At 59.1% G+C, this 26,325-nt stretch carries 26 protein-coding genes and 1 tRNA gene (1 of these 27 running past the window's edge); 17 read left to right on the forward strand and 10 right to left on the reverse strand.

The features are described from left to right. Together gyrA and THECO_RS18245 are read right to left on the reverse strand one after the other, a co-directional pair. Nucleotides 1–2,013, reverse strand: partial view of a DNA gyrase subunit A gene (gyrA, locus tag THECO_RS18240; RefSeq protein WP_015256489.1) — the 5' portion only. 468 nt of this gene lie to the left of the window's left edge; the window shows 2,013 of its 2,481 coding nt (coding positions 1–2,013); it begins with the start codon at nucleotides 2,011–2,013; its stop codon lies off the left edge, out of view. A 402-nt stretch (nucleotides 2,014–2,415) separates the two neighbouring features. Next, nucleotides 2,416–3,762, reverse strand: coding sequence for an ISLre2-like element ISTco2 family transposase (locus THECO_RS18245; protein WP_015256478.1), 1,347 nt, complete (start codon nucleotides 3,760–3,762; stop codon nucleotides 2,416–2,418). Between the two features lie 291 nt (nucleotides 3,763–4,053). Here THECO_RS18245 and THECO_RS18250 point away from each other — a divergent pair, with 291 nt between their 5' ends. Further along, the gene (locus tag THECO_RS18250) at nucleotides 4,054–4,854 is read left to right on the forward strand and encodes a YheC/YheD family protein (RefSeq protein ID WP_015256490.1); all 801 of its coding nucleotides are present in this window, start codon (nucleotides 4,054–4,056) and stop codon (nucleotides 4,852–4,854) included. An 18-nt stretch (nucleotides 4,855–4,872) separates the two neighbouring features. Here THECO_RS18250 and gyrB read toward each other — a convergent pair whose 3' ends face one another. The 6 genes from gyrB to dnaA all read right to left on the reverse strand — a co-directional run bounded on the left by gyrB (nucleotide 4,873) and on the right by dnaA (nucleotide 11,143). After that, nucleotides 4,873–6,783 carry a DNA topoisomerase (ATP-hydrolyzing) subunit B gene (gyrB, locus tag THECO_RS18255; protein WP_015256491.1) on the reverse strand — a complete coding sequence of 637 codons (1,911 nt, stop codon included), beginning with the start codon at nucleotides 6,781–6,783 and terminating at the stop codon, nucleotides 4,873–4,875. A 48-nt stretch (nucleotides 6,784–6,831) separates the two neighbouring features. Beyond that, a complete protein-coding gene (remB, locus tag THECO_RS18260) occupies nucleotides 6,832–7,080 on the reverse strand; it encodes an extracellular matrix regulator RemB (RefSeq protein WP_015256492.1) in 249 nt (82 codons plus the stop codon). Nucleotides 7,081–7,108: 28 nt separating this feature from the next. After that, on the reverse strand, nucleotides 7,109–8,218 hold the full coding sequence (recF, locus tag THECO_RS18265) for a DNA replication/repair protein RecF (RefSeq protein WP_015256493.1): 1,110 nt from the start codon (nucleotides 8,216–8,218) through the stop codon (nucleotides 7,109–7,111). After that, complete coding sequence (yaaA, locus tag THECO_RS18270) at nucleotides 8,215–8,436, reverse strand: S4 domain-containing protein YaaA (RefSeq protein ID WP_015256494.1); 222 nt, start codon at nucleotides 8,434–8,436, stop codon at nucleotides 8,215–8,217. The genes recF and yaaA overlap by 4 nt, the downstream gene beginning before the upstream one ends. A 43-nt stretch (nucleotides 8,437–8,479) precedes the next feature. Next, nucleotides 8,480–9,622, reverse strand: a complete 1,143-nt coding sequence (gene dnaN, locus THECO_RS18275; RefSeq protein WP_015256495.1) for a DNA polymerase III subunit beta — start codon at nucleotides 9,620–9,622, stop codon at nucleotides 8,480–8,482. 168 nt (nucleotides 9,623–9,790) lie between these two features. After that, nucleotides 9,791–11,143: a chromosomal replication initiator protein DnaA gene (gene dnaA / locus THECO_RS18280; protein WP_015256496.1), complete on the reverse strand. Its 1,353-nt coding sequence runs from the start codon at nucleotides 11,141–11,143 to the stop codon at nucleotides 9,791–9,793. A gap of 804 nt (nucleotides 11,144–11,947) precedes the next feature. Here dnaA and rpmH point away from each other — a divergent pair. The 12 genes from rpmH to THECO_RS18340 all read left to right on the forward strand — a co-directional run bounded on the left by rpmH (nucleotide 11,948) and on the right by THECO_RS18340 (nucleotide 23,412). Then, nucleotides 11,948–12,082 carry a 50S ribosomal protein L34 gene (gene rpmH, locus THECO_RS18285; RefSeq protein WP_015256497.1) on the forward strand — a complete coding sequence of 45 codons (135 nt, stop codon included), beginning with the start codon at nucleotides 11,948–11,950 and terminating at the stop codon, nucleotides 12,080–12,082. 83 nt (nucleotides 12,083–12,165) lie between these two features. Further along, nucleotides 12,166–12,588: a ribonuclease P protein component gene (gene rnpA, locus THECO_RS18290; protein ID WP_041854655.1), complete on the forward strand. Its 423-nt coding sequence runs from the start codon at nucleotides 12,166–12,168 to the stop codon at nucleotides 12,586–12,588. A gap of 76 nt (nucleotides 12,589–12,664) precedes the next feature. After that, the gene (locus THECO_RS18295; RefSeq protein WP_015256499.1) at nucleotides 12,665–13,441 is read left to right on the forward strand and encodes a YidC/Oxa1 family membrane protein insertase; all 777 of its coding nucleotides are present in this window, start codon (nucleotides 12,665–12,667) and stop codon (nucleotides 13,439–13,441) included. Next, nucleotides 13,438–14,241, forward strand: a complete 804-nt coding sequence (jag, locus tag THECO_RS18300) for an RNA-binding cell elongation regulator Jag/EloR (protein WP_015256500.1) — start codon at nucleotides 13,438–13,440, stop codon at nucleotides 14,239–14,241. The genes THECO_RS18295 and jag overlap by 4 nt, the downstream gene beginning before the upstream one ends. A 106-nt stretch (nucleotides 14,242–14,347) precedes the next feature. After that, the gene (gene mnmE, locus THECO_RS18305; protein WP_015256501.1) at nucleotides 14,348–15,727 is read left to right on the forward strand and encodes a tRNA uridine-5-carboxymethylaminomethyl(34) synthesis GTPase MnmE; all 1,380 of its coding nucleotides are present in this window, start codon (nucleotides 14,348–14,350) and stop codon (nucleotides 15,725–15,727) included. Between the two features lie 50 nt (nucleotides 15,728–15,777). Further along, a complete protein-coding gene (mnmG, locus tag THECO_RS18310) occupies nucleotides 15,778–17,667 on the forward strand; it encodes a tRNA uridine-5-carboxymethylaminomethyl(34) synthesis enzyme MnmG (protein ID WP_041854656.1) in 1,890 nt (629 codons plus the stop codon). A gap of 3 nt (nucleotides 17,668–17,670) precedes the next feature. Beyond that, nucleotides 17,671–18,390 (forward strand): 16S rRNA (guanine(527)-N(7))-methyltransferase RsmG, encoded by a 720-nt coding sequence (rsmG, locus tag THECO_RS18315; RefSeq protein ID WP_015256503.1) that lies wholly within the window; start codon nucleotides 17,671–17,673, stop codon nucleotides 18,388–18,390. A gap of 328 nt (nucleotides 18,391–18,718) precedes the next feature. Continuing rightward, nucleotides 18,719–19,540 (forward strand): nucleoid occlusion protein, encoded by an 822-nt coding sequence (noc, locus tag THECO_RS18320; RefSeq protein WP_041854657.1) that lies wholly within the window; start codon nucleotides 18,719–18,721, stop codon nucleotides 19,538–19,540. A 99-nt stretch (nucleotides 19,541–19,639) separates the two neighbouring features. Continuing rightward, on the forward strand, nucleotides 19,640–20,422 hold the full coding sequence (locus tag THECO_RS18325) for a ParA family protein (protein ID WP_015256505.1): 783 nt from the start codon (nucleotides 19,640–19,642) through the stop codon (nucleotides 20,420–20,422). Further along, nucleotides 20,394–21,248 (forward strand): ParB/RepB/Spo0J family partition protein, encoded by an 855-nt coding sequence (locus tag THECO_RS18330; RefSeq protein WP_015256506.1) that lies wholly within the window; start codon nucleotides 20,394–20,396, stop codon nucleotides 21,246–21,248. The genes THECO_RS18325 and THECO_RS18330 overlap by 29 nt, the downstream gene beginning before the upstream one ends. A gap of 409 nt (nucleotides 21,249–21,657) precedes the next feature. After that, entirely contained in the window at nucleotides 21,658–22,824 is a 1,167-nt protein-coding gene (locus THECO_RS18335) for an aminotransferase class V-fold PLP-dependent enzyme (RefSeq protein ID WP_015256507.1), read from the forward strand. Nucleotides 22,825–22,887: 63 nt separating this feature from the next. Continuing rightward, on the forward strand, nucleotides 22,888–23,412 hold the full coding sequence (locus THECO_RS18340) for a DUF4446 family protein (protein WP_015256508.1): 525 nt from the start codon (nucleotides 22,888–22,890) through the stop codon (nucleotides 23,410–23,412). Here THECO_RS18340 and yyaC read toward each other — a convergent pair. Further along, the gene (gene yyaC / locus THECO_RS18345) at nucleotides 23,330–23,947 is read right to left on the reverse strand and encodes a spore protease YyaC (RefSeq protein WP_015256509.1); all 618 of its coding nucleotides are present in this window, start codon (nucleotides 23,945–23,947) and stop codon (nucleotides 23,330–23,332) included. The genes THECO_RS18340 and yyaC overlap by 83 nt on opposite strands. 133 nt (nucleotides 23,948–24,080) lie before the next feature. Here yyaC and THECO_RS18350 point away from each other — a divergent pair, with 133 nt between their 5' ends. The 4 genes from THECO_RS18350 to THECO_RS18365 all read left to right on the forward strand — a co-directional run bounded on the left by THECO_RS18350 (nucleotide 24,081) and on the right by THECO_RS18365 (nucleotide 25,675). Further along, nucleotides 24,081–24,353, forward strand: coding sequence for a DUF3343 domain-containing protein (locus tag THECO_RS18350; RefSeq protein WP_015256510.1), 273 nt, complete (start codon nucleotides 24,081–24,083; stop codon nucleotides 24,351–24,353). Continuing rightward, the gene (locus THECO_RS18355; RefSeq protein WP_015256511.1) at nucleotides 24,350–25,165 is read left to right on the forward strand and encodes a mechanosensitive ion channel family protein; all 816 of its coding nucleotides are present in this window, start codon (nucleotides 24,350–24,352) and stop codon (nucleotides 25,163–25,165) included. The genes THECO_RS18350 and THECO_RS18355 overlap by 4 nt, the downstream gene beginning before the upstream one ends. Before the next feature lie 63 nt (nucleotides 25,166–25,228). Then, entirely contained in the window at nucleotides 25,229–25,465 is a 237-nt protein-coding gene (locus THECO_RS18360) for a DUF951 domain-containing protein (RefSeq protein ID WP_015256512.1), read from the forward strand. A 119-nt stretch (nucleotides 25,466–25,584) separates the two neighbouring features. Next, a tRNA-Ser gene (locus tag THECO_RS18365) sits at nucleotides 25,585–25,675 on the forward strand. Between the two features lie 486 nt (nucleotides 25,676–26,161). Here the strand turns inward: THECO_RS18365 and THECO_RS22615 are convergent. Continuing rightward, nucleotides 26,162–26,269 carry a putative holin-like toxin gene (locus THECO_RS22615; protein ID WP_157373634.1) on the reverse strand — a complete coding sequence of 36 codons (108 nt, stop codon included), beginning with the start codon at nucleotides 26,267–26,269 and terminating at the stop codon, nucleotides 26,162–26,164. Nucleotides 26,270–26,325 lie beyond the last annotated feature (56 nt).

Genomic DNA, 26,325 nt, shown 5'->3' on the forward strand with positions numbered 1-26,325 from the left:
GAACCGGATCGACATGCCCTGGCTCGTCCCCATGATGATCTCGCGGCTGCCGTCGGTCAGCTTGACGCTGATCAGCTCGTCATCCTCCCGGAGATTGATGGCGATGAGCCCGACTTTGCGGATATTCGAATAGTCGTCAAGCGGCGTCTTCTTCACGATGCCTTGCTTCGTCGCGAAGAACAGATACAGATCCGGATCGAACGATTCGATCGGAATGACCGCGTTGATCGTCTCGCCCGGCTCGATCTGGATAAGATTGATGATCGGCGTGCCTCTCGCCGTCCGGCCGAGCTCCGGAATCTCGTACGCCTTGAGACGGAATACCTTGCCCTTGTCCGTGAAGAACAGCAGGTAATGGTGCGTATTGGAGACGTACAGATGCTCGACGAAGTCGTCTTCCTTCGTCTCCATGCCGATGACGCCCTTGCCGCCGCGTTTCTGGCTGCGGTAGGTCGATACCGGCAGACGCTTGATGTACCCGCTGTGCGTGATCGAGATGATGACATCCTCGCGCGGAATGAGATCCTCGTCCAGAATCTCGTTCTCGCTGGACGTAATCTCGGTGCGGCGCTCGTCGCCGTACTTCTGCTTGATCTCTTCCAGCTCGTCGGAAATGATCTGCAGCACGCGTCCCTCGTCGGCCAGTATCGCCTTGAATTCGGCGATCTGCTTCAACAGTTCGGCGTATTCTTCCTCAATCTTCTCGCGCTCCAGCCCGGTCAGCCGCTGCAGGCGCATGTCGAGGATGGCCTGGGCCTGGTCATGGCTGAGCGAGAAGCGCGCGATCAGCCCGTCCCGCGCTTCTTCGGTCGTGCGCGAACCGCGGATCAGGGCGATGATCTCGTCGATGTGGTCGAGCGCAATCCTCAAGCCTTCGAGAATGTGGGCGCGCGCCTCGGCCTTCCGCAGATCATACTCGGTGCGGCGGCGAATAACCGTGATCTGATGCTGCAAATAATGATACAGCATGTCCTTCAGGTTGAGGATCTTCGGTTCGCCGTCCACCAACGCCAGCATGTTGATGCCGAAGTTCGTCTGCATCGGCGTATGCTTGTACAGATTGTTGAGCACGACGTTCGGGTTGACGTCGCGCCGAAGCTCGATGACGATGCGCATGCCGTTGCGGTCCGACTCGTCGCGCAGGTCGGTGATGCCGTCGATCCGCTTCTCGCGCACCAGCTCGGCGATCTTCTCGACGAGCCGCGCCTTGATGACCTGGTACGGCAGCTCGTGCACGATAATGCGCGGCTTGCCGCCCTGTTCTTCGATCTCCGCCCGGGCGCGCATCGTGATCGATCCGCGGCCGGTCATGTAAGCCTGGCGGATGCCTTCGCGGCCCATGACGATTGCAGCCGTCGGGAAGTCCGGACCCTTCACATGGTCCATCAGCTCAAGCGGCGTGATATCCGGATTCTGGATCATCGCCTGGATGCCGTTGATCACTTCCGTCAGGTTGTGCGGCGGAATGTTCGTCGCCATGCCGACGGCAATCCCGGACACGCCGTTTACGAGCAGGTTCGGGAACCTCGCCGGCAGCACCGCCGGTTCCTTCTCCTCGCCGTCGTAGTTCGGCACGAAATCGATCGTCTCTTTGTTGATGTCGCGCAGCATCTCCATCGCAATCTTCGAGAGCCGCGCTTCCGTATAGCGCATCGCCGCCGCCGAGTCTCCGTCGACCGATCCGAAGTTGCCGTGGCCGTCGACGAGCATGTAGCGGAGCGAGAAATCCTGCGCCATCCGGACCATCGTTTCGTAGACGGCCGCATCCCCGTGCGGATGATATTTGCCGATGACTTCGCCGACGATCCGCGCCGACTTCTTGTACGGCTTGTCCGGCGACATGCCGAGCTCGGACATCGCGTACAGAATCCGGCGATGCACCGGCTTCAGTCCGTCGCGCACGTCGGGTAGGGCACGGCTGACGATAATGCTCATCGCATAGTCCAGGAATGAGTCGCGCATCTCCGTGCTGATATCGCGATCTCTGATCTGAGAACGGTTCTGTTCCGCCATGCTCTACCTCCCGATCTTCCGCGCGGCGTGCGGCTCCCTTCGGGAAGGCCGTCCGTCAGGCCGCGTCGGTAACCCCTTCTCATGTAAATCTGTGCAAATCTTTCATATCCCCGAATGACAAACTCCGAAACAAAAGAAAAACGATAAATGCCTGTTTCGCGGACAAATCACGCGAAATTTCCGCTGCTTCCGACAATCCTTCCAATCGGATGCTCTCCATGACTATTATATTACTTTCACCAAATCCGCACAATTAAACGTAATTCGGCGTCAGTGTCAAGCTAGCGTGGGCAGTCATTTAAGATGCTTGGAACGCGAACCCCAAAGGAAACCTCTTCCTTGTAAGCGCTTTGCTTCGTTCTTTCATCAAATAAAAGTGATTTGTCAGAATTTTTTTTGCCATTATCCGCGAAGAGCTTTGAGTGCCATACCCGTTGTGCTGCTTTGCTTCGGTCCTTGCAGCATGCGAATCATTCCAGCGATACAACCCTTGACTGGTTGCGTCACGTTCTTGAGCAATTGCCGCATGTTTATTGGCTGTTGTGACGTTGCTTGCATACTCGCATGTCCTTCAACCGTTCTTACAACCATGCCGGCTTCTTTAATCCTCATCATTGTCCACAGCATCGCCCTGACGCCTCGCTCACTCCAACTGTACCCGCCACGCTTCGTCCGCTTGGCGAATATGCGCATCTGCGATTCCGCGCTTCCCATCGGGCGCATACCGCTTGTGTCGATCCCCTTCACCTGGAGTGTTTTTCGGTAGTCGTCCAAATGCTTCTCGTGCCGCTTCAGATAGCTTTTATACTGCTTCCAATCCTTCCGGTTCTCTTCCGCTATCTCTTGTTCCGCTACGCTTTCTAAGGCCGCTATAAGCGCGGCTGCGTCCTGTTTGGCCAGCGACCGTCTCACGGTCTCCCACACCTTCGGTAAATGTCCGACAAAACGTTTCAAATCACGCGCCACATGAAAGCGGTCCAGCATGTACAGGCATTGGTGAAAGTAGGATGTACATTCCCCGATCCACCCCGCGCCGTCTCCGTTCACCACAAGCCACGTGTTCTCGTCGATTTCGTAACGCTCCACCAGAAAGTCCCCGAACCCTTCCCAGAAGTTGCCGCCGCTCGTATGCAGGTAATGCTGTTTATTCTTCAGCCGCACTCGCTTGCCGCTCTTCTCCCAGCCTTCGTGTACGACAGCGATTGCGTTCTCCATCCCACGCTTCTTGCTCCGCTGCAGCTTCGTGTATAGCCCATCCACTTCCACGAACAATACTCGCGCTGGGCGTCGCTTCACCTCAGACATCGGCTGTTCCGCACGCTCAATCAGTTTTTCCCTGATCGCTTGGTGGCTCAGCACATTGTATCCCAGGAGCTGCTCCAGCCGCTTAGCGCTGTCCCGGTACGACGGTCCTTGGCTGGCGAATGCGATGGCTGTCTCTTCCAAATGCGGACTGACTTTCCCGCGCCCTTCGAATTGCAACAGCTGATCCAGCAGATACACGTGTTTGCCGCTTCTACGGTCACAGTACAATCTCCGCTTAAAGCGCACATTCCCGAACACTGTGTTGACGCTTGTTTCACGCTCGTCCTTTACTCGATAACGCTCTCGGTCCCGTTGCTCCAGGATCTGCTGATCCAGCGCCTCCAGCACCTGCTTCATCGCACGAGCGAATTCCTCCTGCATTTTCCGGAAAATCCATTGCTCAATCTCTTTCATCGTCGGCATTGTTGTGGTAAAGTGGCTCACAGGAGCTTCCTCCTTCTTAGTGTGTTGTGGACAAACATCACTTTACCAAGGGAGAAGCTCTTTTTCTATGTCCGCTTTTTCCAATTCCTACACCCACGAAGATTTTACACTAACTAATTCGGCCCTCCGAAGGCGGTACGAATGCGGAGGCGCAAGCGGGTTTCCGCGCATATGCTGGATTGGCGAAAGTCATCCGGTCGGCTTGCGCCTCTATTATACCACTCATCGCAAGGGTTGTCCGGAATTTCCAGCCCGCCGGCTTCCCGCGCGATTGAAAGGAGCCGACGCCCGTTGGCCATTAAGCGCGTGAGAAGCAAGCTAGCGAAAACCGAAGTGTTGATTCGGCACCCCGGACTGCGCGAACTGATTCCGGAGACGCGGAGACTCTCACAGCAATCGTTGTCCGACATGCTGCATCATTACGGCATGGTCTATGTCAAACCGGACAAGGGCACTTTCGGCAAAGGGGTTATCCGGGTCGAGCGGACGTCGACAGGTTATCTCGCGCGGGTCGATACCCGTTCCTATCGATTCGGCTCGATAGATTCGCTGTACGACGGGCTGCAGCGACTGAAGCGCAAAGGACTTTACGTGGTGCAGCGGGGTATCCGTCTGCTGAAGCACAAGGGGCGAAGATTCGACATTCGCGTCATGGTGCAGAGGTCTCCCCAGGGCGTGTGGGAGGCAACCGGCATCATCGGCCGGCTCTCGCATCCGAAGAAAATCGTGACAAACTACCACAGCGGCGGAACGCCGATGGCATTCTCCACCCTCATGAGCACCCACCTGGATGCCGGGCGGCGGAAAGCCTACGCGGAGCAGCTCCGCAAGCTTGGCGTCACGACGGCAAGACAATTGCAGCGGCGCTGGCCGGGGTTGAAAGAGATCGGCCTCGACATCGCCATCGACAACTCGCTGAAACCTTGGATCCTCGAAGTGAACACGGCGCCGGACCCCTTCATCTTCCGCAAGCTGAAGGACAAATCGGTATTCCGCAAAATTTACCGGTACGCGGCAGCCTACGGCAGGTTCAAGAAAAAGAGCAGAATCCGCAGCGGCATCCGCGCAAGACGCAGGAGAGCCGTCCGGTGAGACCGGACGGCTCCTCAATCAAATATCGAGATTCTTGACGAATTTCGCGTGGGCCTGGATGAATTCCCGCCGCGGCTCGACGTCGTCACCCATGAGCGTGTCGAAAATGGCGTCCGCCGCGATCGCATCCTGAATCGTCACCTGCAGCATCGTGCGGCTCTCGGGATCCATCGTCGTCTCCCAGAGCTGCTCGGCGTCCATCTCGCCGAGACCTTTGTACCGCTGGATGTTCACTTTCGCGCCTTCGCCGAATTCGGCCAGAATCTCATCGCGCTCCTTGTCGTTGAGCGCGTAGCGGACGACCTTGTTCCGCTCGATCTTGTAGAGCGGCGGCTGCGCGATGTAAACATACCCCGCTTCGATGATCTGGCGCATGTACCGGTAGAAGAACGTCAGCAGCAGCGTCCGGATGTGGGCGCCGTCGACGTCCGCGTCGGTCATGATGATGATTTTGTGATAGCGCGCCTTCGACAGGTCGAAATCTTCGCCGATCCCCGTGCCGAGCGCCGTGATGATCGCCCGGATCTCGGAGTTGGCGAGAATCCGGTCCAGCCGCGCTTTCTCGACGTTCAGAATCTTGCCCCGAAGCGGCAGGATGGCCTGGAAGTGGCGGTCGCGCCCCTGCTTCGCCGATCCGCCCGCGGAATCGCCCTCGACGATGTACAGCTCGCTGATCGACGCGTCCCTGGACGAGCAGTCGGCCAGCTTGCCGGGCAGGGCGCTCACTTCGAGCGCGTTCTTGCGGCGGGTCAGCTCGCGCGCCTTGCGCGCCGCTTCCCGCGCCCGCGCGGCCTGCACGCCTTTCTCCACAATGCGGCGCGAGACGGACGGGTTCTCGTCCAGAAACTCCTGGAGCTTCTCGGCGAACATCGATTCGACGATGCTGCGCGCTTCGCTGTTGCCGAGTTTCGTCTTCGTCTGCCCTTCGAATTGCGGCTCCGGAATCTTGACGGAGATGATCGCCGTCAAGCCTTCCCGCACATCCTCGCCCGTCAGGTTCGAATCGCTGTCCTTCAGAAGACCGGCTCTGCGCGCGTAGTCGTTGATGATCCGCGTCAGCGCGCTCTTGAACCCGGATTCATGCGTGCCGCCTTCGTGCGTGTGGATGTTGTTCGCGAACGAGTAAATATTCTCGTTATAGCTGTCATTGTACTGCAGCGCGATCTCGACCTGGATGTTGTCCCGCATGCCTTCGATGTAAATCGGCTGCTCATGGAGCGGTTCGCGGTTGCGGTTCAAATACTGGACGAATTCGATGATGCCGCCGTCGTATTTGTAAGTGTCCGACGCGCCGGTCCGCTCGTCGCGCAGCACGATCTTGATGCCCTTGTTCAGGAACGCCAGCTCGCGGATGCGCGTCTGCAGCGTATCGTATTCGAACTCCGTCGTCTCGGTGAAAATTTCCGGGTCGGGCTTGAACGTAATGATCGTGCCCGTCTCGTCCGTGTCGCCGACGATGCGCACGTCGTACAGCGGCACGCCGCGCTTGTACTCCTGACGGTGAATGTGTCCGTCCCGCTTGACCTCGACGCACAAATGTTCGGACAGCGCGTTCACGACGGAGACGCCGACGCCGTGCAGGCCGCCGGATACTTTGTAGCCTTCGCCGCCGAATTTGCCGCCCGCGTGCAGCACCGTGAGCACCACTTCGAGCGTCGGCCGCTTCATCTTCGGATGCTCGCCGACCGGGATGCCGCGGCCGTTGTCGATGACGGTCACGCTGCCGTCCTGCCGGATCACCACTTCGATGTAATCGCAGAACCCGGCGAGCGCTTCGTCGATGCTGTTGTCGACGATTTCCCAGACGAGATGGTGAAGCCCCCTCGAACTGGTGGAACCGATGTACATGCCCGGCCGCTTGCGGACGGCTTCGAGCCCTTCCAGCACCTGTATCTGACTTTCATCGTAACCATGCCGGCTGTCGGTCATGCCTTGTTCACTGCTCCTCTCGACTGCTGCTTCCATATCTGCGGAGGGTTACACGTCCGGCAGCTGATGTGTCCGTTTCTTCAGCGTGGAGGAAGAAATCGGGGAATAATACACTTTCTGGGTGGTAATCACGATCGATTTCGGCTCTTCTTCGCCGATCACTTCCACGTTTTTTCGCTTCGACGCGCAGGCGGTGAACTGCCGGGATATCCGCGAAGACTGTTCAATCGAAACGTCGAAAATCGCCACAAGCTCGCTGGCCCGGACGATCCGTTCTCCGCCCAGATGGACATACATCGGTATTCGTGCTCCTTCCGCATCGGCTTTACGCTTTCTCCGCTCGGCCGTCCTTCACGTGGTAGAGACAGGCGTCACGCAGTTTCTCCATATCGACGCTGTCGAGACTGGTCGTCGTAATGAACGTCTGCACCTTGCGCTGGAACGTGTCGATCAGCATCGTCTGCCGGCTTCGGTCAAGCTCCGACAACACGTCGTCCAGCAGCAGCACCGGATATTCACCGGTTTCCTCGCGGATCAGCTCGATCTCGGCCAGCTTGAGCGACAGCGCCGTCGTCCGCTGCTGGCCCTGGGATCCGTAAGCCTGCGCCTCCATGCCGTTGATACGCAGCAGCAGATCGTCCCGGTGCGGTCCGATCAGCGTCATGCCGCGGCGCAGCTCCTGTTCTCGCATCTGTGATAACTTTACCATAAAACGATCGATTAAAACAGCTTCATCTTCCGGGCCCTCCATCTCGAGCGAAGGCCGGTACTCCACCTGAAGCGCTTCTCCGCCGCCGGTGATGCCGGCATGGATCGAGGCCGCCCATTGCTGCAGTTTTACGATAAAGTTTTGCCTTTTCTTCATCAATTTAACACCCCAGGAAGCAAGCTGCTCATCCCAGATGTCGAGCAGCTCATGCCTGCTTCCCGGCGCGGCCGTCTTCAGATAGCGGTTGCGCTGCATCAGCACTTTGCCGTACTGCTGCATCGCATGCAGATAGCCGGGCTGGATCTGGCCGATCTCCATGTCGAGGAACCGCCGGCGGACGCCCGGGGCGCCCTTGACGATCTCGAGATCTTCGGGCGCGAACATGACGACATTCAGGGTGCCGACGAATTCGCTCAGGCGCCGCTGTTCCAGACCGTTCACCTTCGCGCGCTTGCCCTGATCGGTGAACACGATTTCAAGGCTGACATCGCCGTAGCGCCGCTCCGCTTCGCCCGCCGCGCGCGCCGAGTCGTGCTGCCAGCCGATCAGTTCCTTGTCCTTCGCCGTCCGGTGCGACCGGGCAAGCGCCAGCACGAAAATCGCTTCGAGCAGATTGGTCTTGCCCTGCGCGTTCGGCCCGATGAAGACGTTGACCATATGATCCGTCTCCAGCCGGAGCGATTCGTAGTTGCGGTAGTGCTGCAGTTCGATCGATTTCAGTTTCACGTCTTCACGACCTCGACCGTGAACGCGCCAAATCCGGGAACTTCCACCCGGTCGCCCGCATACAGCTTCCGTCCGCGGCGATTCTCCGGCTCGCCGTTGACGAGCACCGGGGCTTCGGCGAGCAGCGCCTTCGCCTGGCCGCCGGTATCGATGCAGCCGGCCAGCTTCAGAAATTGGCTGAGCGCAATCGGTTCGGTCTTGATCGCGATCGGTTTCATGCGGACGTTCCTTTCTGCTGTTGATAAAACGCGCCAGCCTGGATCAGCCGGTCGTGCGGTACGGCAGAATGATGTGCAGCTGGCGGTCTCCGTCGGTCGGACGGATCACGATCGGGCTCATCGACCCGTTGAACCCGATGAAAATCTTGTCGCTGTCGATGACGCGCAGCGCATCAAGCATATATTTCGAGTTGAACGCGATGCGCAGTTCGTCGCCTTCAAGCCGTACCGCGCGCATCTGTTCGGTGACGCGTCCGAGCTCCGTCGAGCTGGACGAAATCTCGATGTCGCCACTTCCCAATGTCACAATGCGCACGATGTTCGTCTTCTCTTCGCGCGACATGAGGTAGGCGCGGTCGATCGCTTCCGTCAACTGCCGCGTGTCGATCTCCATCTCCGTCTTGAATTCCTGCGGAATGATCCGCGACGTGTCCGGATAGACGCCGTCGAGCACGCGGGAGAAGAACAGCACCTGTCCGATCCGGAACAGCACCTGGTTGTCGGCCGCGGCGATCTCGACGGGCTCCTCCGAATCAGGAATGATGCGGGACAACTCGTTCAGCGTCCGGGCCGAAATGACGATGCCCGCGAACTTGTCGCTTTCCGGCGCGCCCAAGTCGGCGGAACAGGTGGACAGACGGTGCCGGTCCGTCGCCGTGAATTTCAGCTCGCCGCCCTGCAGCTGCCACTGGATGCCGGTCAGAATCGGTGTCTGTTCATTCGTCGACGCGGCGAAAATGGTCTGGCGGATCATGTTCTTGAGCAGTTCTCCCGGAATGTGGATGACCTGCTGCCGCCCGATGTCGGGAAGCACCGGGAATTCTTCGGCGTCCAGACCGATCATCTGGATGTCCGTCGCGCCGGAGCGGATCGTCACCTGGAATCCGCCCTGCTGTTCGAATTCGATGTCGTCTTCCGGCAGCTTCTTGACAATCTCCGCCATGAATCTGGCGGGAAGCACGATGCTTCCCGGACGTTCGACGCGGACGACGGGGGTGCCGTCGATTTCCGCGGGAACAAAGGTTTGAATCGAAATTTCGGTATCGCTGGAAGTCAGCGTGAGTCCCTGGTGGTCGGCGTCAAACTTGATACCGGAGAGAATCGGGATGGCCGACCGCGAAGAGACGGCTTTCGCGGCTTGTTGGACGGCTTCGTTCAGTTCGTTCTTGCGGATGGTCAGTTTCATGCGTTCCTCCCGTCGGCGCTCTTCGTCTTTTTTCGCTCTATGATGAATATCATAACATTTTTAGTCGTAATCGTAGTAGTGCCGCTGAATATGTGGATAAGCGCGGAAACTTCGACAAAAGAAGCCTATCCACATGTGAATATCGTGTGCATAGGCCTAACGGGTTGTTCATGGTTGTCCGCTGCGGATCCGTTCGGTCAAAGTCCGGATGATCTGCTGCAGCTCGCGGTCCGTTTCAAGCTGCTTCGATATTTTGTCGTGGGCGTGGATGACGGTCGTATGGTCGCGGCCGCCGAACGCGTCGCCGATCTTCGGCAACGAATGGTCGGTCAGCTCGCGCGCGAGATACATGGCGACCTGGCGCGGGAACGCAACCGCCTTCGTCCGCTTGCGCGCCTTGAACTCTTCCAGGCGAAGGCCGAAATATTCGCCGACCTTGGCCTGAATGTCCTGGATCGTAATCATCTTCGGGCGGCTCGTGGAAATGATATCCTTGAGTGCTTCCGCCGCCAGATGGGACGTGATGTCCTGATTGATGAGCGATGAATAGGCTACGACACGGATGAGTGCGCCTTCCAGTTCCCGGATGTTCGTATCGATCATGTTCGCGATGTACACCATCGCTTCGTTCGGAATGTCGAGATTCTCGGCTTTCGCCTTCTTGCGCAGAATGGCGATCCGGGTTTCGAGATCCGGGGGCTGGATGTCGGTGATGAGTCCCCATTCGAACCGCGAGCGAAGCCGCTCTTCCAGCGTCGGAATCTCCTTCGGCGGCCGGTCGCTCGAGATGACGATCTGCTTCCGTTCCTCGTGCAGCGCGTTGAAGGTGTGGAAAAATTCCTCCTGCGTCTGCTCTTTGCCCGCGAGAAACTGGATGTCGTCAATCAGCAGCACGTCGATGTTGCGATATTTCATGCGGAAGCTCTCGCCGCGGTTGTCGCGGATGGCGTTGATGAACTCGTTCGTGAATTTCTCGGACGAGATGTACAGCACCCGCATGTCCGGATTGTGTTCCAATATGTAATGGCCGATCGCATGCATCAGGTGGGTCTTGCCGAGACCGACGCCGCCGTAGAGAAACAGCGGATTGTACGCCTTGGCCGGCGCTTCCGCCACCGCGAGCGAGGCGGCGTGGGCGAACCGGTTGTTGGCGCCGATGACGAACGTTTCAAATGTATACTTCGGGTTGAGCATATGGCCGGCAGGCTCTTCCTGCACGACGGGGGGCCGGCGGACTGCCGGAGGTTCGGCCTGGGGTTCGGGCGTCTTCGGTTCTTCGAGCGCGAATTTGACGTCGACCGGATAGCCGAGGCAGTCTTCAAGCGCTTCCCGGATATACCGCGTGTAACGGCTTTCGAGCCATTCCACCGCGAAAGCCTGCGGCGTGGTGATCAGAACAAGCCGTTCCGAGAGAAATTTCGCATTTGTGTCCTTGAACCATGTATCGAAACTCGGTTTGCTCACCCGGGTCTGAATGATGGATAACGCTTGCTGCCATATTTCACGGGCTTGGCTGTCCAATGACTGTCACTCCTTACCGACTGATCGTCCGCCCCTTCATCTAGCCTCCGTCGTCATCGCACCATTCTCAACATTCCCAGAAAAAGCACAAAAAGGAACAAGCCTCTCCTTCGGCTTGCGTCGTAGGCTCGCAAAGGACAGTTGATGCGCCGAAGCCGGCCGGCACCGCCGCTGTTCGGCTGGAACGATGCGATGTGTCGAAACAAGCAAAAACGGCTGATGCCGTCCCTCCCGGACGGCGCACCCGTTTTGCGGGGAAAGATAAGCCGATGATAAGCGTGAAACTTATAAACTCTTATCTTCTGATGAAGAAAATGAGAGGCGAATCATCCACAATACGAACGTAATCCCGCTGTGAATTATCCATAGGGAGGTGAATTGCTCACAGACTTATCCACAATCTGTTGATAATTTAGAGGGATTTTGCCAGATGTCCACAGCTGGAAGCATATTTATCATAGCAGACCGGGCCCCTGATTTCAACGTTTGCACCGAAACTATCCACAATCCCCGGAATTGTGTATAACATTTATGAACAATGCTCGAAATTGTTGAGAAGTTGTCGACAACCTGTGCCGTTTCGACGGCGTTCGCCGAAAATTATCAACAACCCCCATGTGAGGACAGCGTTTGGCATGGAGAAGGGGGAAACGTTCCGGATATCCTTGAACTTGACTTTGGCGGATGGGTGTGGTTTAATTGTAAAGGCATTTTTCCGGACGGATCGGGGCCGATCTGTCGGCTTGGAAATGTATATTCAACAGATTGTCATGATAGAATTCGGAGCGGGAGGTGTCAGGCAGGATGAAACCGACGTTCAAACCGAATGTGAGCAAGCGGAAGAAAGTGCACGGCTTCCGGAAGCGGATGAGCACGAAGAACGGCCGCAAGGTGCTGGCGGCTCGCCGCAAGAAGGGCAGAAAAGTGCTGAGCGCTTGATCTTACAGGACCACGGAGCGTGGTCTTTTTTTATTCGCTCCCTCCGGCAGCCTGTCTTCCGGATGGAAGGTTCGGTGATGGTGATGCAGAGAAAGCTCCGCCTGCGCAGCCGCAGCGACTTCAGCCGCATCTACAAGGCGGGACGTTCGTTCGCGAACAGCCAGTTTGTCGTCTATTGGATGAAGCGGCCGGAGACCGAGCGGTTCCGCGCGGGCGTGTCGGTGAGCCGGAAGCTCGGCGGCGCGGTCGTCCGCAACCGGATGCGCCGGGTGGTCAAGGAATTGATTCGCCTGAACGCGGACAAGATTGCGGAGCGGACCGATTTTATCGTGATCGTCAGGCGGCCGGCGCTCGGGATGAAGACGAAGGATCTGGAGCGGAGCCTGCTGCACGCGCTGCGCAAGGCCGGCCTGCTCGCCGGCATCCCGCCGGCCGGTCCGGACAAGCGGCGGAACGGAGGGACGACCGCAGGCAGGCCGCGTCCGCAAGGCCGTCCGCATGTTTAGGCGAGTTTCCTTCAGACCATAAATTATGATATAGTTTAAGGGGAATGTTTGTCTCTTCAGAGAGGAGTTTTGACTGTTGTCTCGATCACGCAAATGGCTGATCCTGCCCGCCGTCGCGGCGATCCTGCTGCTTGCGGGATGCGCGCCGGTTGATCATACGACCAGCACGGAAGATCTGCTCGAGGGCAACTTCTGGGAGCGGAACGTCGTTTACTGGTTCGCGGTCATGCTGGACACGTTCGCCGACTGGTTCCAGGGCAACTACGTTTTGTCCGTTCTCATTCTGACGATCATCGTCCGGACGCTGATCCTGCCACTTACGCTGAAGCAGTACCGCAGCTCGAAAGCGATGCAGGCGCTGCAGCCGGAGCTGATGAAGATCCGGGAGAAGTACAAGAACGACCCGCAGAAAGTTAATGAAGAAACGATGAAGCTGTTCATGCAGCATCAGGTCAATCCGATGGCGGGTTGTCTGCCGCTTCTGATTCAGATGCCGATCTTCATCGCGCTGTACAACGCGATCTACTGGAACCCGGATATCCGCGAGTATTCGTTCCTCGGCATCCAGCTTGGATTGCCGCCGCAGCAGCAGGGCGTCATCGCCTGGGCGCTGCCGGTGATCGCCGCGATCACGACGTTTGTCCAATCGAAGATGATGCCGCAGCAACCGAATGGCCCGATGCAGGCGATCCTGATGATCTTCCCGGTCATGATTTTCGTCATGGCGCTGTCGTTCCCGGCGGCTCTGCCGCTCTACTGGATCTTCAGCAATCTCTACACGATTGTCCAAAACTATTTCCTGTACGTGCGCTCATCCGACAAGGGCAAACCGAAGGAGGCCCCTGCGAAATGAAGAAAGTCACGGCATCCGGAAAGACGATCGAAGCTGCGGTGAACAGCGGGCTTGAACAACTGGGGACGACGATCGACCGCGTGAAGGTGAACGTGCTCGAACAGCCTTCGCGCGGCCTGTTCGGACTGTTCGGTGCAAGACCCGCCAAGGTGGAGCTGACGCTCATCGAGGAGCCGGCCGCGGCGGTACCCGCCCCGGCCGCGGCCGAGCCGCAGGCGGCGGAGACCGCCGCAGTCGAGGACGTCATGACGGATGCCGGCGGTTCCGAAGACGAAGACGTGGCATTCTTCGAAGAGGAAGAAGATTCGGAACCGCAAGATCCCGAATCGCGACCCGGAGAGGGCGGCGCCGGGGAAGCCGCCGAAGCGGCGGAGCGGTTCCTGCGCGAAGTCGCGGGCGCGATGGGGATCACGATTGACATCAGCCGGAGCGAATCGCGCGACGGCCTGAAGCTGGCGATGTCGGGCGGCGAAGATATGGGGCTGCTCATCGGCCGCAGAGGCCAGACGCTCGACGCGCTGCAATATTTGGCGAATATCGTCGCCAGCCGCAGTTCGCGCGAACGTGTGCGCATCGTGCTCGATGCAGAGAATTTCCGCGAACGGCGGCGCAAGACGCTCGAGGAATTGTCTGAACGGCTCGCGCAGCGGGTGGTCAGGACCGGCAAGGAGATCGTCCTGGAGCCGATGACCCCGCAGGAGCGCAAAGTGATTCACACGGCATTGCAGCACCATCCGAAAGTGAAGACGTTCAGCAAGGGCGACGAACCGAACCGGCGCGTCGTCATTACGCTCAAGTGACGCAAGGCATGCGATCTCTTCCGCGGCAATGGCTCGTAACGCGAGGCATTGCCTTTTTTTAAAGTTTCTTGCGGTGTCTGCGATCACAGGGAAAGGACTGGACAGCATGCACGACGATACGATCGCTGCGATTGCGACGGCCGTCGGCGAGAGCGGGATTGCCGTCATCCGGATCAGCGGTCCTTCCGCGATCGAGGCGGCCGCTCCCTATGTCCGCGCGAAGACGGGGCTCAAGGACGCGGCGACCCATACGGTGCAATACGCGAAAATCGTCGATCCTGCGACCGGCGAAGCGGTTGATGAAGCGCTCGTTACGGTGATGCGGGCGCCGAGGTCATTCACGGCCGAGGATGTCGTCGAGATCAGCGTGCACGGCGGCATCGTGCCGGTGCGGCGGGTGCTGGATCTGCTGCTGGCCGGCGGCGGCATCCGCCTCGCGGAACCGGGCGAGTTCACGCGGCGGGCGTTCGTGAACGGCCGCATCGACCTGGCGCAGGCGGAAGCGGTCATGGACCTGATCCGTTCGAAGTCGGAGCGGGCCATGAAGGTGGCGCTGAAGCAGGTCGAAGGCGCTCTGTCGCGGAAGATCGGCGAACTCAGACAGCGGCTGATCGAGCTGCTCGCGCATCTCGAGGTCAACATCGACTATCCCGAGCATGACGTCGAGGAGCTGACAAGCGCCTTCATCCGTGAGCGGAGCGGGGAAGTGCTGGCGGAGATCCGGCAGCTGCTAAAATCGGCGAACGAAGGCAGAATATTGCGCGAGGGGATTATGACCGCGATTGTCGGGCGGCCGAACGTCGGCAAGTCGTCGCTGCTCAACCTGCTGGCGGGCACCGAGCGGGCGATCGTCACCGACATTCCCGGCACGACGCGCGACGTCATCGAGGAGTATGTGACGGTCAGCGGCATTCCGCTGCGGCTGCTCGATACGGCCGGCATCCGCGAGACGTTCGACGTCGTCGAGCGGATCGGCGTTGAACGTTCGCGATCCGCCTTGACGGATGCCGATCTGCTGCTCATTGTGCTGAACCGGTCCGAACCGCTTCATGAAGATGACCGGACGCTGCTCGGCCAGGCGGCCGGCAGACAGGCGGTCGTCATTCTGAACAAATCCGACCTGCCCGCGAAGCTGGATGAAGCCGAGGTGCGGAAGCTGCTGCCCGGAACCGCGATCGTGCCGATGTCGGTCAAGGAAGGCTTGGGGATGGATGAACTCGGGCAGGCGATTGCCGACCTGTTCTTCGGCGGCAAGCTGGAAGGCGGCGAAGCGGCCTATGTGTCGAACGCCCGCCATGCCGCGCTGCTCAAGCAGGCGGAGCAGGCGCTGGTCGACGCCATTGAATCGACCGACGCCGGCGTGCCGATCGACATCGTCCAGATCGATGTCCGGACGGCATGGGAGCGGCTCGGCGAGATAACGGGCGATACGGCCGGGGAATCGCTGATTGACCAGATTTTCTCGCAGTTCTGTCTCGGAAAATGAACCCGGGCAGGTCGGCGGATGGTTTTTTCTTAATGAAAGAGGGTGAAGCTGTGGGATACGAAGCGGGACATTATGACGTCATCGTCGTCGGCGCGGGTCATGCGGGCTGCGAGGCGGCGCTTGCCGCGGCGCGGATGGGCTGCGAGACGCTGCTGCTCACGATCAGCCTGGACATGGTGGCGTTCATGCCGTGCAACCCGTCGATCGGCGGGCCGGCGAAGGGGCATGTCGTGCGCGAGATCGACGCCCTCGGCGGCGAGATGGGACGGAACATCGACAAGACGTTCATCCAGATGCGGATGCTGAACACGGGCAAAGGGCCGGCGGTCCATGCGCTGCGCGCGCAGGCGGACAAGTTTCTGTATCAGCACACGATGAAGCAGACGCTGGAGCGGACCGAGCGGCTCACGCTCCGCCAGGCGATGGTGGAGGAAGTGATCGTCGAAGGCGGACGCTGCAAGGGCGTCCGGACGAAGACGGGCGCGGAATATTACGCGCAGGCGGTTGTCATCACGACGGGCACTTACTTGCGCGGCAAGATTATTATCGGCGAGCTGATGTACGAGAGCGGACCGAACAACCAGCAGCCTTCCGTGAAGCTGTCGGAATCGCTGCGCTCGCTCGGCTTCGAGCTGATCCGGTTCAAGACCGGCACGCCGCCGCGGATCCACGGGGATACGATCGATTTCTCGAAGACCGAGATTCAGCCGGGCGACGAGAAGCCGAAATATTTCTCCTATGAGACGGAATACCGCGAAGTCGAGCAGCTGCCGTGCTGGCTCACCTATACATCGGAAGAGACGCACCGGATCATTCAGGAAAATCTCCACCGCGCGCCGATGTATTCGGGCTTGATCGAAGGGACGGGGACGCGCTACTGTCCGTCGATCGAGGACAAGATCGTCCGGTTCGCCGACAAGCCGAAGCATCAGATTTTCCTCGAGCCCGAGGGTCGGAATACGAAGGAATATTACGTGCAGGGGCTGTCGACGAGCATGCCGGAGGAGCTGCAGCTTAAGATGCTCCGCTCGGTTCCGGGCCTCGAGAAGGCCGAAATGATGCGTCCCGGCTACGCGATCGAATATGACGTCATCGTGCCGACGCAGCTCAAGCCGTCGCTCGAGACGAAGCTCGTCGAGGGGCTGTTCACGGCCGGCCAGCTGAACGGCACATCCGGCTATGAAGAGGCGGCCGCCCAGGGGATCATGGCGGGCATTAACGCCGCGCGCAAGGTGCAGGGCAAGGATCCGGTTATCCTGTCCCGTGCGCAAGGGTACATCGGCGTGCTGATCGACGACCTCGTGACGAAGGGGACGAACGAGCCGTACCGGCTGCTCACGTCGCGCGCCGAATACCGGCTGCTGCTGCGCCATGACAATGCCGATCTGCGCCTGACGCCGGTCGGCTATGAGATCGGGCTGATCAGCGAGGAGCGGTACCGCAAGTTCCTTGACAAGAAGCAGAAGGTGGAAGACGAGATCGCGCGGCTGAGAACGGTCAAGCTGAAGCCGGAGGAAGCGCAGCGGGTGCTGGAGATGGCCGGCTCCGCTCCGGCGCAGAACACGGTCGACGCGCTGACGCTGCTCAGACGTCCGGAAGTGACGTATGCGATGCTCGAGACCGTGACGCCTTCGCCGGTCGAACTGACCGAAGAGATGAAGGAACAGGTCGAGATCCAGATCAAGTACGCGGGCTACATCGAGAAGCAGCTGCAGCAGGTGGAGCGGCTGAACAAGATGGAGCAGAAGCGGATTCCGGAAGACATCGACTATTACGCCGTGCACGGCCTGTCGACGGAGGCGAAACAGAAGCTCACCGCCATCCGGCCGATCTCGATCGGGCAGGCGTCGCGCATCTCGGGCGTTTCGCCGGCCGACCTGTCCATCCTGCTCGTGTATCTCGAGCATTACAACCGCGTGACGGCGGCGCGGGGGTCGTGACCTTTGAGCGCCCCGTCCTGGTTCGAGAAGCTGCTGGCGGAGCGGAATCTGGATCTGACGCCGGAGCGGAGTGAACGGTTCGAGACGTACTTCCGGCTGCTCGTGGAATGGAATGAGCGGATGAATCTGACGGCGATCACGGAGCGGGAAGCGGTGTACGAGAAGCATTTCTACGACTCGCTGACGCTCGCGTTCCATCTGGATCTGAACGGGACCGGCAAGCTGGCCGACATCGGTTCCGGCGCGGGCTTCCCGAGTCTTCCGCTCAAGATTTGCTTCCCGCATCTTGACGTGCTGATCGTCGATTCGCTCGGCAAGCGGATCCGGTTCCTCGAGCATCTGACCGCGGAGCTCGGCCTTGCCGGCGTGACCTGCCTGCATGCCCGCGCGGAAGACGCGGCCAGAATGCCGGAGCACCGCGACGGATACGACCTCGTAACGGCCCGCGCGGTCGCCAGAATGAACGTGCTCGCCGAGTTCTGCCTGCCGTTCGCGCGGCCGGACGGCCGATTCGCCGCGATGAAGGGCAGTGATCCCGCGGAAGAAATCGCGGAGTCGAAGCGGGCGCTGTCCGAGCTGGGAGGCAAGCTCGAGACGGTGCATGCGCTGCAATTGCCATTCGAGCAGGCGGACCGGCACATCGTGATCATCCGCAAATCGGGCCGGACGCCGGCGCGGTATCCGCGGAAGGCCGGCATTCCGGCGAAGCAGCCGATCGTCTGATGACCGAGCGGCCGCCATTCCGGCAGACGTTGTTCCACGTGAAACATTTTCCGTGAACAAATGTGAAAAATCGGTTTGTCAAGCAGGAAATCGGATTCCGTGTCTCGAATGATTATGCTTGCGAATGGCGATGGTTCGATGCAGCACGGCAACAACGAAACAAACAACATCACGCCGATGGAACATCGGCGTTTTGTTTCGGCTGTCGCGGATGCATACGGTTCGTCCGGAAGACCGGGCGTTTTGAGCGGCCTTGGGCGGCTGCGACAGCAGCCTGTCTTCCGGGCGGATCGGCAGCGGCATTCTGAATGGGGTAGGGAATGACATGATGAAGGAGCAATTTTCTCGGCTGTTCGGTCTGGGCGACCGCACGAATCAAGACGAAGTGAAGCAGATCCCCGTCGGCGAGATCGACGCGAGCCCCTACCAGCCGCGGACAATCTTCGATGACGAGCGAATCGACGAACTGTGCCAGACGATCCGCACGCACGGCGTCATCCAGCCGATCGTCGTACGCGTCCGGAACGGGCGCTACGAGATTATCGCCGGTGAGCGGCGCTGGCGCGCCGTCAAGAAGCTGGGGCTGGAGACGATTCCGGCGATTGTCCGCGAATTCAACGATTCCCAGGCGGCATCGATCGCGCTGATCGAGAACCTGCAGCGGGAAGGGCTGACCGCGATTGAAGAAGCGGTTGCTTACCAGAAGCTGCTGGATCTGCACAATCTGACGCAGGAAAGCTTGGCGCAGCGTCTCGGCAAAAGCCAATCGACGATTGCGAACAAGCTCAGGCTGCTGCATCTCAGCGAACCGGTAAAGCAGGCGCTCATGGAACGGAAGATTACCGAGCGTCATGCGAGGGCGCTGCTGTCGCTGGAGTCGGAAGAACTCCAGGTGAAGGTGCTGGAGGATATTATTTCCAAGGAACTGAACGTGAAGCAGACGGAAGCGCGTGCCGCGTTCTACAAGGAAGCTTCTGCGAAGTCGAAGAAGTCTTCGAAGCGGATCTCGTTCACGAAGGACGTCCGCCTCGCGCTCAACACCATTCGCCAGTCCGTCGAGATGGTGGCGGGGTCCGGCATCGACATCAAGACGGACGAACGCGACTGCGGCGAACATTACGAAATCGTCATCCGCATTCCGAAACGGTAGGCTTGCGGTGTCGCCCGCGGTGTACGGTCCGCTGCAAGCGGCGGTCAGCGCAGGAGCTAACAAGATAGGGTTAACTCAGCAGGTGAGAGGTGAACCGGATTGTCGAAAATCATTGCGGTTGCGAATCAGAAAGGCGGAGTCGGCAAGACGACGACATCCGTCAATCTGGGCGCATCGCTGGCATCGCTGGGGAGGAAGGTGCTGCTCGTCGATATCGACCCTCAAGGCAATACGACCAGCGGCATCGGCATCAACAAGGCGGATGTTGACAACTGCATCTATGACGTACTGATCAATGACGTGCATCCGCGCGATGCCATGGTGAAAACCAGCATCCCGGGACTGACGCTGATTCCTGCCACGATTCAGCTGGCCGGCGCGGAGATTGAGCTGGTGCCGACGATTTCGCGGGAGATCCGGCTGAAAAAGTCGCTTACACAAGTGCGGGACATGTTTGATTACATTCTGATCGATTGTCCTCCTTCGCTCGGCATTCTGACAATCAATTCGCTGACGGCCGCCGACTCGGTCCTCATTCCGATCCAGTGCGAGTATTATGCGCTTGAGGGCCTGAGCCAGCTGCTCAATACGGTTCGGCTTGTCCAGAAACATCTGAACAAATCGCTGCAAATCGAAGGCGTGCTGCTCACGATGTTCGATGCGCGGACGAATCTCGGCATTCAGGTGATCGAGGAAGTCAAGAAATATTTTCAGCAGAAAGTGTATCAGACGATCATCCCGCGCAATGTCCGCTTGAGCGAAGCGCCGTCGCACGGGCAGTCCATTATCACGTATGATCCGAGATCGAAGGGCGCGGAAGTCTACCTCGAATTGGCGAAGGAAGTGATGACCCATGAGCAGACGGCTGGGGAAAGGGCTTGACGCGCTTATTCCTTCTCTGACGGTAGGCGAAGATGACAAGGTCATCGAAATTCCGCTGAACCAGCTTCGTCCGAACCCGTATCAGCCGCGCAAGACGTTCGACGAAGAAGCGATCAGGGAACTGGCCGAGTCGATCCGGCAGCACGGCGTCATTCAGCCGATCATTGTGCGCAGCGTCGTGAAAGGGTACGAGATCATCGCGGGCGAGCGTCGTTTCCGCGCATCCCAGTTGTGCGGCAATGCGACGATCCCTGCGGTCGTGCGCGACTTCTCCGACCAGCAGGTGATGGAGATCGCGCTGATCGAGAACCTGCAGCGGGAAGATCTGAATGCGATTGAGCTGGCGCTTGCCTACCAGTCGATCATGGACAAGTTCCAGCTCACCCAGGAGGAATTGTCGCTGAAGGTCGGAAAGTCGCGTTCGCATATCGCGAATTTTCTCCGTCTGCTGACGTTGCCCGCTGAGGTGAAGGAGCATGTTTCACGTGGAACATTGTCCATGGGGCATGCACGGGCGCTGGCCGGTCTGAAGGACGACAAGAAGCTGAGGGAGCTTGCCCGGCAGACGATCGAGAACGAATGGAGCGTGCGCGAGCTGGAAGATGCCATTCAGCAGCTCGGGCGCAAAAATGTGGCCGTCAAGAAGGCCCAGGTCAAGGCGAAGAAGCGCGATCCGTACATCGAGCAGGTCGAGGAGACGCTGCGCGAACGGTTCAAGACGACGGTTCGCATCCGTCATCAGAAGGACAAGGGTCGGATCGAGCTGCTGTATTACGGCAAGCAGGATCTGGAGCGGCTGCTGGAACTGCTGGAACGGCTGGCCTGACGGCGGCCGAGTCGGGCAAGAAAGGTTTTGCAAATAAGACGGGGCGCCATCCGATGAACCATTGCCGGAGGCGCCCCTAATTGTCAGCCGGAGAATATCCTTCGCGGCATCATACTCGTCCGGCTCCAGATATTCAATGGAAATGCAGCGGAAAGCGCCCATTCCATGTCGACGCTTCCTTCTCCCGGTTGGACCTGCATCTTCCCGGGCGCCGCGTCGCGCAGATGGACGTGGGGGCGCCGCTTGTCGCGAAAAAGAAACGCTTGCCGCCCGAGATGCATCGGCTTGCAGACAACGGCGCAGAACCGGAGAAAACGCCGGCATCCCGGAGTTGTAATCCCGGGCGGGAACGATTACACTAAGGTATGCCAATTCGCATGCTGTGCGGCGGGGAAAGCAGGGGGCTAGCATGGACGCAAAAACGGAACGGATCATCTATCTGGATCATGCGGCGACTTCATGGCCGAAGCCGCCGGAAGTGATCGAAGCGGTGCGCGATGCGATGGTGCATGACGGCGCGAATCCCGGCAGGGGAAGCCACCGGATGGCGGTCAGCGCGGGCAGGATCGTGTTCGAGGCGCGGAAAGCGCTGGCGGAACTGTTTCGAATCGCCAATCCGAACGACATCGCGCTGACGTTCAATACGACCATAGCGCTGAACATGGCGATCAAAGGATTGCTTCAGCCCGGCGATCACGTCGTCGCAACGGCAGTCGAACACAATGCGGTCCGGCGGCCGCTCGAGTATTTGAAGCGTACGATCGGCGTGAAGGTCACCTATGTGGAGACGGATGAACGCGGCGGCCTCGACCCGGGGCGCGTCCGCGAAGCGCTGCTGCCGAATACAAAGCTGGTCATCGTCAACCACAGTTCGAATCTGCTCGGGTCGATTCTGCCGGTCGCCGAGATCGGCGCCATGACCCGCAAGAGAGGCATCCGGCTGCTGGTCGACGCGGCGCAGAGCGCCGGCATCCTGCCGATCGACGTGGAGGCGATGGGCATCGATCTGCTGGCGTTCCCGGGACACAAGGGATTGCTTGGTCCCCAGGGGACGGGCGGCTTGTACATTCATCCGGAGGTCAACCTCGAGCCGATTCTGCACGGCGGAACGGGCAGCCAGTCGGAAGCGGCCGAACAGCCGGACATGCGGCCCGACCGCTACGAATCTGGCACGGTCAATACCCCGGGGCTGGCGGGGCTGGCGGCGGGCGTCCGGTACATCCTGCATGAGACGGTTGAGAACATTTATAATAAGGAATGGTCGCTTGCGCAACGGCTGATGGAGGGGCTGTCTGCGATCGGCAACGTGCGCGTGCTCGGTCCGGAACCGGGCGAACCGAGAACCGGCATCGTCTCATTCATTATCGGCAGCGCCGATCCATCGGAGACGGCGTTCATCCTGGACAGGCATTACGGCATCGCCGTCCGGGCCGGGTTCCATTGCACCCCGCTGGCGCATGGAACGGCGGGTACGGCGGCCACGGGCGCGGTGCGCGCCAGCGTCGGCCATTCCACGACCGAGGCGGACGTGGATGCACTTATCGCGGCTGCGAAGGAGATCAGCCGGTATTATTGAAACGGCTGTCTGAAGACGTTGCAGAAGATACAGAAATCGATCGGAAAACATGGGGGAGTAGCGATGAGGGCAGAAGATTCGGAAATCTTGTATGCGGCGATCGCGGGAATCGGCCTGCTGGTCGTCGTGCTGCTCATCTGGCTGGCTGTCGTCAGCCGCAAGCTGAGCCGGCTCACCCGGCAATACCGGGCGATGATCGGCAGCACGGGGGTGGCCGATCTGGAGACGGTCATCAGCAGCTTGCAGCAGCGGACCGCGGATGCCGTGCGGGAGATCGAACGGCTGACCGGCGGACTGAGCCGGCTCGAAGAGACGGTCAGACAATCGGCCGGCAGAATCGGAATTGTGCGCTACAATGCGTTCGCCGGCCAAGGAAGCGATCTCAGCTTTGCGGTTGCCATCGTGAACGAAGAGCGGAGCGGCGTCGTCCTGAGCGGCATTCACAGCCGGGAAGAAACCTACGTCTACGCGAAACCGGTAAAGGGCGGAGAGTCAACCTATCCGCTTACGCCTGAGGAACGGCAGGCGATTGAACAGGCGGGACTGCAGCCAGCGGCCGCTGCCGCCTCACGGCATGGACGGCGTTGATGAGACTCAGCGCGATCAGATCGGCCATGCGCATGACCAGGTGCAGCCTGGTGTTCTGCAGGACGAAGTATTCCATGAAGCCGCCGACGTTGACGATGCCGGTCATATGAATGTCGCCGACCGGCGGCAGCTCCTTGTTGACGCCGGCGCCCGGACGAACCGGACCTTCGCCGATCTGGATGCAGCCGACGCTGGCGGCCTGTCCAAGGCAGGCGTCGATGCCGATGATGAACGGCCGGGGCGTCTTCCGTTCGATCCTGTGCAGCGTTTCCTCGAGATTCATCGCATGAACCGGATGCTCCAGCGTGCCGTACAGATCGAAATGCGGGCTGCGGTATTTGGACAGCTTCGTGCCAACCAGGGGACCAAGCGAATCGCCGGTCGACCGGTCCGTGCCGATGCACACGATGGCAATCCGGCGGTTCTCCGCCATCGTCGTCATATAGTGGGTCAGTCGCTCGGTGAGCAGCGCACATGCATTCGCATCGGCATGCGCGACCTTGAGCGGCGCTTCTCTTCGAACGGCCGGCTTCATGGCATCCCCTCCGCAAACAGCGTGTTACTAGTATATGGACATCGTGGCCGGTTTATACTGACCAGGACGGAAAACGGGACTGCAGGGCCATGGGGCAGTGCCGCGGCATCATATCAGGAAAGGGGACGCTGCGATGTTGGCCGCTTTCGATTCCACCCAGCAGGCGCTGCGGGCGGAAATGCTGTTTGAATATGCCGGGATTGAGATCGACATCCGCCCCACGCCGAAGGAGATTACGGCCGGCTGCGCGATATCGATCGATTTCCCCGATGAAAATCTGCCGGAAATTCTGAGCATCATCAGACAGGAACATGTGGAGATTCGCGGCATCTACATCTTGACGGAACAAGGCTATATGCCGATGGCATGGGAAGATCCGAACGATGCGGGGAGGGCGAACGCATGACGGCAACGGGATTGCATGTTCTGGCGGTGGACTTGAAGGATGAACGGATGTGGATCGACCTCGGCATGTCCGCGCTTCGCATTGCGCTCATTCTGCTTGCCGCCTGGATTGCGGCCAAAGTGCTGCACAAGGCGATTCAGCGCCTGCTGATCGACCGCAGTCCGGAGCGGGTCCGGATTCAACCGCGGCGCGTACAGACTGTCGGCAAGCTGCTGAACAACACGGTATCGTACTGCATTTATTTCGTTGCCTTCCTGCTCATTCTGGGCGAGTTCAACATCAGCCTGGCGCCGCTGCTGGCGGGCGCCGGCATCGTCGGCCTTGCGATCGGTTTCGGCGCGCAAAGCCTGGTCCGCGATGTCATCTCCGGGTTGTTCATCATCCTGGAAGATCCGTTCGGCGTCGGCGACGAAGTGAAGATCGGAAGCTACAAAGGCAAGGTCGAGATGATCGGGCTGCGCACCACCCGGCTGAGAAGCTGGACGGGCGAAGTGTTCATCATACCGAACGGCCAGATCAACGACGTGACGAACTATTCGCTGCACAACGCGCTGGCCGTGGTCGATGTGACGGTGGACGGCGGGGTGAGCCTGGAACGGGCGATGGCCGTCATCGGCGAGGCGGCGCGGCAGCTCAAGGACGACAATGTGGTGCGCGAACCGGAAGTGCTCGGGGTCGTGACGGCCAGCGCGGACAGCGCGACGGTGCGGGTCGTCGCGGAATGCAAGCCGAATACGCACGAAGAGGTTACCCGCGCGCTCAATGTGCTGCTCAGGCGGGCGCTGAACGAGCTGCGGACATCTCCGGGTTGAACCGGATACCGCTGACGGCCGGTATGACGGATTTGGGTTTTGCATGAAAGGAGAAGGGAGAACGTGGAGCGGAAGACGTTCGGCCTGGGAGACATCGTGCAGATGAAAAAGCCGCATCCCTGCGGCACGAACGAGATGGAGATCATCCGGATGGGGATGGACATCCGGATCAAATGCGTCGGCTGCAAGCACAGCGTGCTCGTTCCGCGCGCGAAATTCGAGAAATATATGAAGAAGGTGCTGCGCCCCGCGGAGCCGAAGCCGGAGACGGGAGGCGCGGATTCCACGCCATCCGCCTGACTTGCAGGTTGCGAAATGAGTGAATTTTCGAATATTTTATCTGTTGCTTCAATGGCGGAGATTGCATCTTGCAACGGCCAGTCCCCTGTGGTAATATAAATTCTGCTTGTGCCAAACACGGAGAGGTACCCAAGAGGCCCAAGGGGGTTGACTCGAAATCAACTAGGCGGTGCAAGCCGTGCGTGGGTTCGAATCCCACCCTCTCCGCCATTCCATACACAGCATCATGCGGCTCCGGACAGGAGTCGCATTTTTGCGCTGTTGCGTGAGCTGCGTGAACTTCGCTCAAAGAAGAAAAAAATGGTGGCCGTTAAGACAGTAGCGATCTTGCTGCGGCTCATCACGAAGGATCCGAAACGCAATGAACCGAAATGGGCAAAACGCTTATAGATCAAGTGTTTTAGCAAACCGCAACGACAACCGCAGCAGCTGCTATAAAAATAGACAAACCACACTGCTGTCAGGGGATTGTTTTTCCGGCAGTCTCATGAGGTAACAAATTGTTGCCTCAAGGCTACAACTAGGCTACAATCTAAAAAAAGGCACAAATTGTGTCACTGCTTTATATAATGTAAAACTGTGAACAAAAAATGCAGACGGCGCTGCCACGCCATCCGCATTTCATAACAGGCTACAGGGAATCAACCCTTAGTCTGCCGACTAACCCTGCTGCGAGTTTGCTTCCTCTGGCAGGGATTAGTTCTTTTTCTGGGTCATCTCAATCAATTTGATCACCAGCGTTATGCACGCGATTAGAAAAATGCCAAAATTGACAAGTACATTGAAGTCAATCGCGTTCATCATTGGTTAATGACTAAGGAAGGATTAACTGTAGCCTGATCAGATTATACCAAAAATCC

It is taken from the genome of Thermobacillus composti KWC4 (assembly GCF_000227705.2).
In the GTDB taxonomy this organism is placed as follows: domain Bacteria; phylum Bacillota; class Bacilli; order Paenibacillales; family Paenibacillaceae; genus Thermobacillus; species Thermobacillus xylanilyticus.

What these genes read in the sequence shown, in the direction of transcription:
- THECO_RS22615 (WP_157373634.1), bottom strand. Translation starts at nt 26,269, where the DNA reads ATGATGAACGCGATTGACTTCAATGTACTTGTCAATTTTGGCATTTTT.
- THECO_RS18335 (WP_015256507.1), top strand. Translation starts at nt 21,658, where the DNA reads ATGGACGCAAAAACGGAACGGATCATCTATCTGGATCATGCGGCGACT.
- yyaC (WP_015256509.1), bottom strand. Translation starts at nt 23,947, where the DNA reads ATGAAGCCGGCCGTTCGAAGAGAAGCGCCGCTCAAGGTCGCGCATGCC.
- THECO_RS18355 (WP_015256511.1), top strand. Translation starts at nt 24,350, where the DNA reads ATGACGGCAACGGGATTGCATGTTCTGGCGGTGGACTTGAAGGATGAA.
- dnaN (WP_015256495.1), bottom strand. Translation starts at nt 9,622, where the DNA reads ATGAAACTGACCATCCGCAAGAACGAACTGAACGAAGCCGTCCAACAA.
- THECO_RS18330 (WP_015256506.1), top strand. Translation starts at nt 20,394, where the DNA reads ATGAGCAGACGGCTGGGGAAAGGGCTTGACGCGCTTATTCCTTCTCTG.
- THECO_RS18350 (WP_015256510.1), top strand. Translation starts at nt 24,081, where the DNA reads ATGTTGGCCGCTTTCGATTCCACCCAGCAGGCGCTGCGGGCGGAAATG.
- yaaA (WP_015256494.1), bottom strand. Translation starts at nt 8,436, where the DNA reads ATGAAACCGATCGCGATCAAGACCGAACCGATTGCGCTCAGCCAATTT.
- noc (WP_041854657.1), top strand. Translation starts at nt 18,719, where the DNA reads ATGAAGGAGCAATTTTCTCGGCTGTTCGGTCTGGGCGACCGCACGAAT.
- remB (WP_015256492.1), bottom strand. Translation starts at nt 7,080, where the DNA reads ATGTATGTCCATCTGGGCGGAGAACGGATCGTCCGGGCCAGCGAGCTT.
- THECO_RS18340 (WP_015256508.1), top strand. Translation starts at nt 22,888, where the DNA reads ATGAGGGCAGAAGATTCGGAAATCTTGTATGCGGCGATCGCGGGAATC.
- mnmE (WP_015256501.1), top strand. Translation starts at nt 14,348, where the DNA reads ATGCACGACGATACGATCGCTGCGATTGCGACGGCCGTCGGCGAGAGC.
- rpmH (WP_015256497.1), top strand. Translation starts at nt 11,948, where the DNA reads ATGAAACCGACGTTCAAACCGAATGTGAGCAAGCGGAAGAAAGTGCAC.
- rnpA (WP_041854655.1), top strand. Translation starts at nt 12,166, where the DNA reads ATGCAGAGAAAGCTCCGCCTGCGCAGCCGCAGCGACTTCAGCCGCATC.
- jag (WP_015256500.1), top strand. Translation starts at nt 13,438, where the DNA reads ATGAAGAAAGTCACGGCATCCGGAAAGACGATCGAAGCTGCGGTGAAC.
- gyrB (WP_015256491.1), bottom strand. Translation starts at nt 6,783, where the DNA reads ATGACCGACAGCCGGCATGGTTACGATGAAAGTCAGATACAGGTGCTG.